General features: G+C 41.8%; 10 protein-coding genes. 6 read left to right on the top strand and 4 right to left on the bottom strand.

Annotated elements, in window-relative coordinates; all coding sequences use genetic code 11:
* Positions 1-275: 275 nt before the first annotated feature.
* Complete coding sequence (locus EHC72_RS21760) at positions 276-887, top strand: hypothetical protein (protein ID WP_131539830.1); 612 nt, start codon at positions 276-278, stop codon at positions 885-887.
* Between the two features lie 84 nt (positions 888-971).
* Here the strand turns inward: EHC72_RS21760 and EHC72_RS21755 are convergent, their stop codons facing one another.
* The 3 genes from EHC72_RS21755 to EHC72_RS21745 form a co-directional block, all read right to left on the bottom strand.
* The gene (locus EHC72_RS21755; protein WP_131539829.1) at positions 972-1,418 is read right to left on the bottom strand and encodes a formate dehydrogenase accessory sulfurtransferase FdhD; all 447 of its coding nucleotides are present in this window, start codon (positions 1,416-1,418) and stop codon (positions 972-974) included.
* Positions 1,419-1,601: 183 nt separating this feature from the next.
* Complete coding sequence (dnaK, locus tag EHC72_RS21750) at positions 1,602-3,491, bottom strand: molecular chaperone DnaK (RefSeq protein WP_131539828.1); 1,890 nt, start codon at positions 3,489-3,491, stop codon at positions 1,602-1,604.
* Positions 3,492-4,421: 930 nt separating this feature from the next.
* Complete coding sequence (locus EHC72_RS21745; protein WP_131539827.1) at positions 4,422-4,856, bottom strand: VOC family protein; 435 nt, start codon at positions 4,854-4,856, stop codon at positions 4,422-4,424.
* An 886-nt stretch (positions 4,857-5,742) separates the two neighbouring features.
* Between EHC72_RS21745 and EHC72_RS21740 the strand changes: the two genes are divergently transcribed.
* The 5 genes from EHC72_RS21740 (at position 5,743) to EHC72_RS21720 (ending at position 9,245) form a co-directional block, all read left to right on the top strand.
* Complete coding sequence (locus EHC72_RS21740) at positions 5,743-6,684, top strand: Dyp-type peroxidase (RefSeq protein WP_131539826.1); 942 nt, start codon at positions 5,743-5,745, stop codon at positions 6,682-6,684.
* Between the two features lie 106 nt (positions 6,685-6,790).
* Complete coding sequence (locus tag EHC72_RS21735) at positions 6,791-7,711, top strand: DnaJ C-terminal domain-containing protein (protein ID WP_131539825.1); 921 nt, start codon at positions 6,791-6,793, stop codon at positions 7,709-7,711.
* An 8-nt stretch (positions 7,712-7,719) separates the two neighbouring features.
* Positions 7,720-8,034 carry a chaperone modulator CbpM gene (locus EHC72_RS21730; protein WP_131539824.1) on the top strand — a complete coding sequence of 105 codons (315 nt, stop codon included), beginning with the start codon at positions 7,720-7,722 and terminating at the stop codon, positions 8,032-8,034.
* Between the two features lie 40 nt (positions 8,035-8,074).
* Positions 8,075-8,926 carry a helix-turn-helix domain-containing protein gene (locus EHC72_RS21725; RefSeq protein ID WP_131539823.1) on the top strand — a complete coding sequence of 284 codons (852 nt, stop codon included), beginning with the start codon at positions 8,075-8,077 and terminating at the stop codon, positions 8,924-8,926.
* A 97-nt stretch (positions 8,927-9,023) separates the two neighbouring features.
* On the top strand, positions 9,024-9,245 hold the full coding sequence (locus tag EHC72_RS21720; protein ID WP_131539822.1) for a hypothetical protein: 222 nt from the start codon (positions 9,024-9,026) through the stop codon (positions 9,243-9,245).
* 663 nt (positions 9,246-9,908) lie between these two features.
* Here the strand turns inward: EHC72_RS21720 and EHC72_RS21715 are convergent.
* A complete protein-coding gene (locus EHC72_RS21715) occupies positions 9,909-11,111 on the bottom strand; it encodes an endonuclease/exonuclease/phosphatase family protein (protein WP_131539821.1) in 1,203 nt (400 codons plus the stop codon).
* Positions 11,112-11,178 lie beyond the last annotated feature (67 nt).

The raw sequence follows: 11,178 nt of genomic DNA, 5'->3' as shown, positions 1-11,178 counted from the left end.
AGGTTGAAGGGCAGGTCAATCGTATTAAAACAATTAAAAGAAAGATGTACGGCAAGGCAGGGTTTCAGCTGCTAAGAAAAATGGTACTTGCAAAATCAGCATAATTCACCAAAAGTGACGGAGAGCCACTTTGTTCGGAATAATCAGACAGGGAGTTTATTATTACTCACTATCCGGAGCTGTCGGCTGATCCGGCCTTTTTAAGGAATTTATATATCCACCTAGATGAACAAAGCTCGCATTTTGATTATGATGGAGAAACCATGATGTTTTTAATGGACCGTGATGATCAATTTTTCAGGGCTTATATTATTTCGATATTTAATGATCGCAAATTCAAGAGAGAAGACCATCATCAACTTAGACATGTATGGAAGCGTGAGGACTATAAAGCACATCTTGATGTTGTCTTTGAGGTAGCGCATAGCCAGCGTTATCTTTCGTGGGAGATGGAAAACATGCTAAAGGAGCTGTTTGGAAGAGGAGAATGGTATGCTGAATTTGAAAAGAAGAGAACGGATTTCTTAAAAAATTATATTATTCGTCATCATAATCACCAGAAAAGAATACAAGTTTGTTTTAAGATCATTAATGCTAATCTTCAACAACAGAAGGACGAATTCACCATTTTGTTTTTGCAACACAATAAGGATTTAGAGACATTTAAGAAGATCGATTGGACCTACGATGGCGTTGTACTTCACAGTGGAAACTTTAATGCTGGAATAAGGGATGAATATGTTTATAAACACCTCATTAATGTCATTACTCCATTGAAACCGAAATTAACGTACCTTGGACACCTTTCTTACCTTAACCAGCAAATTGACTATTCCAGGCGCTCTGCAATAGTAGAACATCGTTGGGATTTTGAAAGTTCCGACTAGACCAATTGACATTATTAACAACCAGTTTACAGTGTGGGGGTAGCTTCAGGAAGAGGACGAATTGCACGAAAGACACCCTGACCATCAACATCTCTCCTTCCATCGTAAAATACTTGAAGTCCTGATAGACGCTATTGATCCTTTGCCACAGACCCCACAGCTGGAGGTGGTGTAAAAATTACGGTCGGACTGCGAGAGATTAGGCGTAAATCGATCACTGAATTCCACACAGACAATATTTTCCTTATCAAATTCACATGCCATTGCCAAATGGGCAATGACAGCCACATCCTCTTTAGAGGATAAAATACCTTCGGTGAACAAAAAACCCAATGCAAGCTCTAGGTCATTCCCAGGTGTCCGCATGGTAACGGAGATATTTTTTTGAACTCGAGCGTCTGCAGGCCCGTATATTATCCGGATTTCCAGCGGTTCTTCCACAGAAAGAATGTCAAGTGCTGGGGACGCGATGAATCCCGATACTTTTTTTACAGGCAAGTGTTTAATCGAAACCGATGGAATATCCCTCATAGAAATCGTTGCTAGTCAAAATAAGTATAAATATTATAAATATACTGATTGAAAAGAAAATTACGTGCCTTTAATATGCTTAATTTTGTTGATGTTACACAACCTATAGCAGGTATATACCAATCAATAATACCGTTGAAAACAGGATACTTTCCCATTTTCAACGGTATTATTTTTTATTATTTACTTTACATCCTCAAAAGGAACGTCTGTCACATCATCCGGGCCGTCATTTGCAGGTTGCCCCGAATTTTCTGCTCCCGGTGAAGGCTGATCGGTTTTGTACATCTCCTCACTTGCACTGTTCCAAGCTTTGGTTAGGTCCGCGAGGGAGGTATCAATAGCAGGAATATCCTGGTTTTCGTGTGCATATTTCAGGGCAGAAAGTGCACCTTCAATAGCCTGCTTGTTATCTGCAGAAAGTTTTTCCCCGAACTCCTTCAATTGTTTTTCAGATTGGAAGATCTGGCTGTCGGCCGTGTTGAGTTTATCCACCCGCTCCCTGGCCTCCTTGTCAGAAGCCTCATTGGCCTTGGCACTTTCCCTCATTTTTTCAACCTCTTCCTTACTCAGGCCGCTACCAGCCTCGATCCGTATTTTTTGCTCCTTACTGGTACCTTTGTCCTTTGCAGTCACATTAAGTATCCCATTGGAGTCGATATCGAATACAACCTCGATCTGAGGGATTCCCCTTGGCGCAGGTGGAAGTCCATCAAGGTTAAAGATGCCCAAGCTTTTATTATCCTTTGCCATGGTCCTGTCCCCTTGCAATACGTGTACCTGAACCCCTGGCTGGTTATCGGCTGCAGTAGAGAATACTTCTGATTTTTTTGCCGGTATCGTTGTGTTGGCAGGGATCAAAGTTGTCATTACACCACCCATTGTTTCTATTCCCAAGGAGAGCGGTGTGACATCCAATAGCACCACATCCTTTACGTCACCCGATAACACCGCACCTTGGATTGCCGCCCCCAATGCAACGACCTCGTCAGGGTTGACGCCTTTACTTGGTTGTCTGCCAAAAAACTTCTCTACGATTTCCTGCACTTTTGGAATACGGGTACTTCCGCCCACAAGTATAACCTCCTCGATATCTGCCGGTTTCAGCTTGGCATCTTTAAGGGCGGCCTCACAAGGTTTCAGGCAGCGTGCAAACAAACTGTCCGATAGCTTTTCAAATTTTGCACGGGTCAGTTTTTTTACCAGATGCTTAGGAATTCCATCCACCGCGGTCACATAGGGCAGGTTGATTTCCGTTTCAGTAGCCGTTGAAAGTTCAACCTTGGCTTTTTCAGCTGCCTCCTTTAAACGCTGAAGAGCCATGGGATCCTTACGTAGATCAATTCCCTCCTCTTTCTTGAATTCATCCGCCATCCAGTCCATGATTACCTTATCGAAATCATCACCGCCAAGATGGGTATCACCATTGGTTGATTTGACCTCAAAGACACCGTCTCCAAGTTCAAGTACGGAAATATCAAATGTTCCCCCTCCAAGATCAAAAACAGCTACTTTCTCGTTCTTATCTGCTTTTTGTAGGCCATAGGCTAAAGCAGCCGCAGTTGGCTCGTTTACGATCCTTTTTACGTTCAGCCCTGCAATTTCCCCTGCTTCCTTGGTTGCTTGCCTTTGGGCATCATTAAAATATGCCGGCACGGTAATTACAGCATCTGTTACCTCCTGCCCGAGATAATCTTCTGCGTTTTTCTTCATCTTTTGCAGGATGATGGCGGAGATCTCCTGTGGCGTATACAACTTCCCATCAATATCAACCCGAATGGTATCATTGTCTCCCCGAACAACTTTATAGCTACAATGCTTTATCTCTTCTGTTACTTCATCAAAACGACGCCCCATAAAACGTTTGATAGACATAATCGTATTTTGCGGATTGGTAATAGCCTGCCTTTTTGCAGGATCGCCAACCTTGCGTTCTCCATTTTTTAAAAAAGCCACAATCGAAGGAGTGGTTCTTTTTCCTTCATCGTTAGCGATCACTACCGGATCATTTCCTTCCATAACTGCCACGCAGCTATTGGTGGTTCCCAAGTCAATGCCTATAATTTTGCCCATAATGTTAGATATAGTTTTAGTTAAAAATTTAATTATTTCAGATTAATACTTTCTTTAGCCAAAAATCCTGTCTATCGAAATCACCTGCCGCGAAATGGATAGTGATATACGCCACAATAGAAATCCCAATTCCTAACCTCTCTCGGTGCTGGGGCACGTCCTCAATTTCTGACAACTATAAAATTTCATTGCCCCAGGCAATACAATATTAAATAATAAAAAAACGGCATCTTGCGATATAACTATAGAATAGCATGAAAATAGTAGCGTAAATTATCTATCTGGAGATCTGCAAAAACATCAGATGGGTTGATCTACAAATGATTTTGGATAGCGGATAAAAAAATAAATATTGGACCTGTTAATTTTGGGTTACGGCTTGGATAAGGAGAGATTCGTTTAGGCTATTGTATGTAGCTGTTAAGCAAAAACAACCTGCAACATCCCTTCGGCTTAGGTCAGAGTGACTGCTTGAAATAAAAATATAAAAAAGAACATTCTTCCAATTGGCATTTTCCCATTTGGGAGTACCGGATAGCGACTAGGCTTTACTCAGGTCTATCTTAAATCCCTTCGTCCTGTTATTAAAATTAACATTTTTTTTTAATATCCTCATCTTTTTTTAATATCCTCTTCAATTAATTAGCAAGAGGAGGATCGAAGAAATGCTCAGCGCCAAACTTATAACCTTCAAATTGGTTTATGCTGCGAGCGAGCGCAGATTTCTCATAGCCCGATGCTGAAAAGGTCGTGTATTGCAAATTGGAGTAATTAAGGGCTGTTCCTATTAAAAAAAAATATTTCAAGGAGAAAAAAAGCTGAGGACAACTACCGCTCTGAAACGGTCCGGTCGGTGAAATAGAAGTTTTGGATATGGCTAAAAGTCCGACTACCAATTATCGAGACTGCCCACATCCTGCTCCGGTCGATTTATCTTTTATCCATTTCTTTTTCGAAGCTGATCATCCAGTTAATGCCAAACTGATCGACAACCATCCCAAAGTAAGCACCCCAAAACTTATCGGTCAGTGGTGTGGAGATCTGTCCAAACTGAGCAAACCCGTTGAATACCCGATCTGCCTCGTTCCTACTGTCAGCAGAAACAGAAACTGAAAAATTGTTTCCTAAAATCAATGAACCACTCCCCGCGCTGACATCACAGCCCATTAGACACGAGTTTCCTATTGGAAGGGAAATATACAGAATGTGGTTGCGCTGCGACTCCTCTACCTGAAAAATAAGATTCTGTGGCATCTGACTAAATCTGGATAAATGTCCGAATTCCCCACCAAAAATCGATTTGTAAAAATTGAATGCTTCCTCACATGTTCCGTCGAAAGTCAAATAAGTGTTAGTGGTCGCCATTGTGAAATTAATTTAATTGAAAAAGATTGTTTTAAGTAAGTATGTTAGTCAATGCTTAAACAGGATATTAATTTTAAGCCGGAAAAAACGTGCCTTTAATCTCCCCGGTTAGACCATACATATTATAAAAAGCCCCAGGAGCAACGACAAAGACTTGCTGGGACATTAGTTTCCGGAGAGTTACCGCCATACGCTGCATGTATTTCATAGGTAAATATTTCCCTCAGTTTAACAAAGTTCTTCAAACACTTTATCATGCTGTGCGTGAAACAAATTTTTATATTTATATTTAGGCTTAACAATGCGTATTCAGATAGAAATAAAAATATTTTAACAGCATAAACCTGGCACTTCGACCAAATCATAGCAGAACCATTCCCCAATATCCAAGGATTTTTCAAGCTCATTAAGGTTAGCCTAATTAGAATATTTTTTGATTCGTTTGATCCAATACAATGATAGCCAATAGAAAGAGATTTTCTAAAAACTATAATTGTAGTATTTCGTGAAAATAATATCGAATAACATGCATTTGATAAAAATGTCAGCGGTATCACATTTACATCCGCTAAATTTGACCTATACATTTTAAAATCCTGTACGTGAACATGAAAAAATATATGCCGATAAACATAAACAGCGCGGAGCTTATTTGCATTAAACCTAATCACAAGTTCATTAATTTTTTGCTTTCTCTGTGAGATTCTTAAATCACTCCGTTTATTTTTTAGGTAGTGTTTTATAATGGAAATCAGTGGTGCGAGGGCATCCTGTCGACGAGATCAATTTTGATAAAAATTGATTTGATGGAAAGTGCCCAGGACAACAAGGCCTATTACAACAAAAAGATCAGATAAAATTGATAACTACAAATAAACCGACAAGCGTGAATCAACCACAAAATGTAACAGACTATCCAAATAACAACACCATTTTCACGGTCTGGAAATTCAAAGATGGTGCAAGCATCAAGCCTGCCTTTGAGAAACTATGTGCCTTGGTAGAAAACATGAATCGCTCCTATGCGATCCGTATTGTAAAGGGGCGGACAAGTTGCGTCATGGGTGTCGGATATGATGCCTGGAAAAAACTCGGACTTCCCACTCCCCTCCCAAGAGAGTTAACCGAATTCGAGCCCATTGTTGGAGATCGGCACACTGCAGTGTCCACTCCAGGAGACCTACACATACATTTACGGGCGCTGGACATGGGTATATGTTTCGACATGGCCAGTGACATTACAGCGGTGCTCGAATCCGTCGCCGAATGCACACTAGAGATACATGGTTTCAGATATTGGGATGGTCGCTCCATACTGGGCTTTGTAGACGGCACGGAAAATCCTATCGGAGATGAAAGGCAACTTTTCGCTCTTGTGGGGGATGAAGATCCCGTTTACAAAGGTGGGAGTTACCTGTTTGTACAAAAGTACCTGCATGAGATGAAAAATTGGACAGCATTGTCTACCGAGGATCAGGAAAAGGTCATTGGCCGTTATAAAATGAGCGGCATCGAAATGACTGATGAGGTAAAACCAACTAATTCGCACAGTGCGCTGGCGGGAATTGAAGATTCCGCCGGGAACGATCTTAAGATCATCAGAGACAACATGCCTTTTGGACATCCGACAAAAGGAGAAGTTGGCACCTACTTCATTGCCTATGCCAACACATTCAGTACCGTCAAAGAAATGCTAACCAGAATGTTTATTGGAAGTCCTCCGGGAAATTCTGACCGGATACTTGACTTCAGTACCGCGAAGACCGGTACACTTTATTTTGTGCCAACCATTACGATGCTTCAGCATTATTCGGCAACTTCCGAATAATTTATTCAACGAAAATGAACAATTATTTACCAGCGAAGAAAAACGGCCCCGTCCATTAAACCAAGATTAAAATTTAAGACAACTTATTTAAAGATAGCCCAGCCAAATGGATTACATTGATTATTACAAAGTTCTTGGTGTTGGCAAAAGTGCTACGCCCGATGAGATCAAGAAGGCATATCGGAAATTAGCTCGCCAGCATCATCCCGATCTGAACCCTAATGACCCTGCTGCGGGTAAACTTTTCCAGCAGATCAATGAAGCCAACGAAGTGCTCAGTGATCCAGAGAAAAGGAAAAAATATGATCAGTACGGAAGGGACTGGAAAAATGCAGAACAGTTTGAAGAGGCACGCAGGCAACAGCAGCAACAACAATCTGCATACAGTGGAGGCAACCCTTTTGGAGGTCAGGAAGGATATTATTCAAGCGATGATGATGGAGACTTTTCTGACTTTTTTGCTTCGATGTTCGGAAACCGCGGAGGCTCAAGGGGAGGCAGGCAGTCCCATTTTAAGGGGCAGGACCTTCGTGCCACGCTCCAGCTCAATCTATCAGATGCCTACCATACCCATAAACAAACCTTTACAATAAATGGGAAAAATATTAGGATTACAATTCCAGCGGGCGTGGAAAACGGCCAGGAAATCAAAATTAACGGGTATGGCGCCGATGGTGTTAACGGGGGGCCAAAGGGTGACCTGTATATCACCGTCGAAGTTATAAACAATACCTCTTTCATACGCAAGGGAAACGATCTGCATTCGACCCTACAGTTAAATCTTTACAAAGCGATACTTGGAGGGGAGGAAATGATCGATACAATGAGCGGAAAAGTAAAGCTGAACATACTGCCAGAAACACAGAACGGTAAAAAAGTGCGGCTAAAGGGAAAGGGTTTTCCGGTATACAAGAAGGAAGGCATCTTTGGAGATTTGTATGTGACCTTTGAGATACAGCTGCCAAAGAACCTGACCGTACGGGAAAAAGAGCTGTTTGAACAACTTGCAAAAGAATCCAAAAAATAATGAAGCCAATGGAAAATTTAACAAAGATTTCAGTAGAACAGTGCTGTATCTACTATAAAATTGAATTGTCTTTTATACAAAAACTGGATCAACATGGATTAATAAGCCTTATTTCATCAGGTAAAGAGGCCTTCATTACCTATGAGCAGCTGAACGACCTGGAGAAATACATTCACTTTCACTATGATCTGGAGATTAACATGGAAGGTATCGAAACGGTTGTGCACCTTCTAAACAGGATCAAAAAGCTCCAGCACGAAGTAAAACTCCTTCGAAACTATGGACAAGAAGAACAATTCCCAGACCTTGATACGGAAACCTAAAATAAATCAACATAACTCAAGCCACATTACTATTAGTTAAATGACTAAAACAAAGAGCTACATTGGGCATCTTGACAGTGATCCAAGTTCCGAGAACAAAGCTTTCGTAGAATATAAGTGCTTTGATAACGCCAGCATGCTCACCGCTTCTCTTGACAGCGACTACTTCGCCCTGATACTATTTGAAAGCGCAATGGGAGAGCAAAGCATCGCTTCTCAAAAACAAACCATCAAGCCCCAGCAAATCTGCATATGCTCACCCGGGGAGATTCCACAATGGAGGTTCCAGAATGAGCCAAAGGGCCAAATCCTGCTGATAAAGCGGCCATTGATTGAGACCTTTCCCGCAATTTTGCAATTTTCGTTTTTGGGAGGTAATGAGCACTCGCTACTGGATCTGGATGCGGAAATGTACGAAAAAGTCCACGCGGAATTTTCTGCCATTAACAAAGAACTGTCCGCATCCACCGTTTTCAGTGAACTGGTCAATGCAAGGTGCCGCCTGGTCGGCCTGATGATCACCCTTTGGGTGGAGCATACTTTTGGCGATCACTCTCCGCACCGGCCCAAGTCCATTGCTTATAAATTCCGGGCGATGGTTGACAAGCACTATAAAACCCAGAAATCGGTTGCATTCTATGCGAATCACCTTTGCATCACATCCAATTATTTAGGTGTACTGTGCAAAAGGCAGTATAAGATGTCTGCATTAGATTTTATTCAGGAACGTGTTTTACTCGAGGCAAAGAGATTGCTTCACAGCTCTGACCGGTCCATCAAAGAAATTGCTTTTGATCTGGGTTTTAAGAGTCAGACCTATTTCTGTTATTTCTTCAAAGTCAAAACAAGTTTAACACCGAGGGAATACAAGATAATTTTAGGAAAATCTTAAGAAATCAAACACTTAAACAATCAACCTATTGATTTATATATAAGCCTATAAAAAACAAGAAAACTGAGATTAAAAAATGGACTAATAAACATTCAAAATGAGGAGAGGCAAAATTAAAAGTCTATGCTTAACAAATCGTTCTGGAATCATCATTGATGAAAACAGACAAACCATAAGCTTCAATCGTCCAGAGAATTTAGCTTTGGAGTTAAACGAAACTGTGTTTTTTGAGATAGAAATGAAGAAAAATGGGCTTGAAGCGGTAAGCATAGAAAAAATGCAAATTTCCATTGTTGCTAAAAACTATAGTAATGCTTAGAATGGGTGGTTGCTGGACAAACCGCAACCTATTGACCCCATGCCGCCGGAAATTACATTTGAATTAAATCATTAATTATCTTGCAATTACAGATTTGGCGCAATGGGGTCAACTAGATTGGTTTTTCCACATTAGGTTCTATTTCTCTAATTTTATCAATTATTGCGTTTCCTAACTTTCTTGTTAGTTAGCTTTGGCCTCTTGGGCTTGCAACGATGTGAAGTACCTTTGTCATTATCTCAATATATATGCACCCATTCTTGTTTCCAGGTGTTACACAGCCTTTTTCAAATGGATATGTGTAAATTGCAATATCCTGAAATGGTTACCGGCCCTAAAGGCGATTTATGAATATCCAAGCAGAAACAAAACCGATATACTTCAAGGATCCCCGTTTCCAGCTGCTCTTTCGATAATAGGGCTTATTAAAGCCATCTTCCAGAACGTCATAGATACCTGCTTTGATGATGAGCAATCGGACAAAGGAATGCGTATCACTGTAATACGGAAGTCTCTGTGGAAACCTCCGTATTCAGATGATACGCTGAGTTACCAGTTATTTAGAGTTCTGGACTGATTTTTCCTGAGAGCAAGGGGACCAGCTGCTAAAGAGAAGGCCTAAAATGTACACGGAGGTCGAAATTTCAGCTGATTGCCGGCGGCCTATTGTACTTTCACAGAAGTCATTTTGTCGTTTGCAGTTGGGCTAAGTGCGGAAAAAAGCGGAGTATCCGATGTTCGGGTCCACAGGTTTCCCGTAAAATTGTCATGCTCATACATTAACACGGTACGTCCTGGAGCTACACGTAAGGAGGACGCCCAGTCATTTGGCATTCCTTTTTCAGCAAGTTGGGTCATAGTATAGTTCCCTTTGGGAAGAAATATTGCCGTGCCCCCGTATTGTGCATCTTTGAAAAACGTAACACCCTCAACCTTCAGCCTAGATACAACCGGAAAATGATCAGAGGGAAGTATTGCGCCCGGATCCTTATGGTACCAGTCGACAAGCCGCGAATCTACAGTCCAATGACCGGTTACGAAAATGTGGTCAATCTGGCTGTCTCCTGTTGGACTGGGGTTCCAACCATTTCCCGTTACGCGCAAAGCCGGCAATTTTGAGGCTGCAAGGTTCCATGTCTCTTCAAGTAAGGTTGAACCGTTGAGAATGTTATATGCAGGTGAATTTTGGTTTGCATTCAGATCCCCCATAAATAATGCCGGGGCACTTCCTATCTTATCCTGCATCTGGCTAAGAATGAGATCTGCACTATTCTGCCTCGCCAATGAGCCTTTATGATCAAAGTGTGAATTGAAGACAAAAAACACCATGGCCGTCTCTTTGTCCTGAACTTTCACCCAAGTGCAAATGCGCTTGTACGCAGCATCCCACGACGGTCCGGTTGCAGTGACAGGTGCACCTGGAGCCAGCCAGAAAGTTCCGCTGCCCAGAAGGTTAAAGCGAGCGGTTTTGAAAAAGATAGACGAATGTTCAGAGGTGCCGTTGCCATCTCTTCCGGTTCCAATCCTGGCATAGCCGGGGAGATCTGTCTCCAGATTACTGATCTGGTTGCCAAGGGCCTCCTGGACACCAACAATATCGCAGTCATGGCCGATGATCCTTTCCTTTACCAATGGACGCCGAACGGCCCAGGCACGGTTTCCCGTATCGGGTGCATCCAAACGGATGTTGAAAGTCATCACAACATAGTTGTCGGTCACGGCGGCCAGAACGCCTGTTTTCTGTTCAGCAGTCTTGCTGGTCAGGGGTTGTTCAAGAGGTTGATTGGATGCCTTTTCGCATGCACCAAAAAGGAGCAAGAGATATAGTCCCGCCCCCAGTACTAAACTGGTAATTGAATTTTTCATGTTTGATATATTTGGTTAAGGTAATTTTATCAGTCCTCTACAATTCCTCGCATAGCAATTGCTTTCT

The sequence above is a fragment of the Pedobacter nototheniae genome, from assembly GCF_004335085.1.
Taxonomy (GTDB): domain Bacteria; phylum Bacteroidota; class Bacteroidia; order Sphingobacteriales; family Sphingobacteriaceae; genus Pedobacter; species Pedobacter nototheniae.
The sequence above is the reverse complement of the archived record's forward strand: the minus strand, read 5'-3'. Positions and strand labels throughout refer to the sequence as shown.

Coding starts and splice junctions, on each gene's coding strand:
- EHC72_RS21720 (WP_131539822.1), top strand. CDS start 9,024: ATGAGGAGAGGCAAAATTAAAAGTCTATGCTTAACAAATCGTTCTGGA.
- EHC72_RS21730 (WP_131539824.1), top strand. CDS start 7,720: ATGGAAAATTTAACAAAGATTTCAGTAGAACAGTGCTGTATCTACTAT.
- EHC72_RS21745 (WP_131539827.1), bottom strand. CDS start 4,856: ATGGCGACCACTAACACTTATTTGACTTTCGACGGAACATGTGAGGAA.
- EHC72_RS21725 (WP_131539823.1), top strand. CDS start 8,075: ATGACTAAAACAAAGAGCTACATTGGGCATCTTGACAGTGATCCAAGT.
- dnaK (WP_131539828.1), bottom strand. CDS start 3,491: ATGGGCAAAATTATAGGCATTGACTTGGGAACCACCAATAGCTGCGTG.
- EHC72_RS21755 (WP_131539829.1), bottom strand. CDS start 1,418: ATGAGGGATATTCCATCGGTTTCGATTAAACACTTGCCTGTAAAAAAA.
- EHC72_RS21760 (WP_131539830.1), top strand. CDS start 276: ATGGACCGTGATGATCAATTTTTCAGGGCTTATATTATTTCGATATTT.
- EHC72_RS21735 (WP_131539825.1), top strand. CDS start 6,791: ATGGATTACATTGATTATTACAAAGTTCTTGGTGTTGGCAAAAGTGCT.
- EHC72_RS21715 (WP_131539821.1), bottom strand. CDS start 11,111: ATGAAAAATTCAATTACCAGTTTAGTACTGGGGGCGGGACTATATCTC.